The following is a 294-nucleotide window of genomic DNA, read 5'->3' as shown; positions in this document are numbered from 1 at the left end:
TTCTTTTTTGGGCCGGGTGCAGTTGGAGGTTGTTTCCGCTTTGCTGTCGGAAAAATACAAGCTTGAAACAGTGGTAAAGGAACCCTCCGTCATTTATATGGAGCGGCCGCTCAAAGCAGCCAGCCACACCATCCATATCGAGGTGCCGCCCAACCCGTTTTGGGCATCCATAGGACTGTCTGTTACACCACTCTCGCTTGGCTCCGGTGTACAATACGAGAGCCGGGTTTCGCTGGGATACTTGAACCAGAGTTTTCAAAACGCTGTCAGGGATGGTATCCGTTACGGGCTGGA

The 294-nt window shown here is 52.4% G+C and carries 1 pseudogene; it reads left to right on the top strand.

What is annotated here, in order from left to right:
- Positions 1-294, top strand: a pseudogene (locus OCV64_RS16055) (tetracycline resistance ribosomal protection protein Tet(W)); the annotation flags it as partial.

Source organism: Muriventricola aceti, assembly GCF_025567565.1.
Classification (GTDB): Bacteria; Bacillota; Clostridia; order Oscillospirales; family Oscillospiraceae; genus Lawsonibacter; species Lawsonibacter aceti.
Note: the sequence above shows the minus strand (reverse complement) of the source record. Positions and strands in the feature narration are given on the sequence as shown.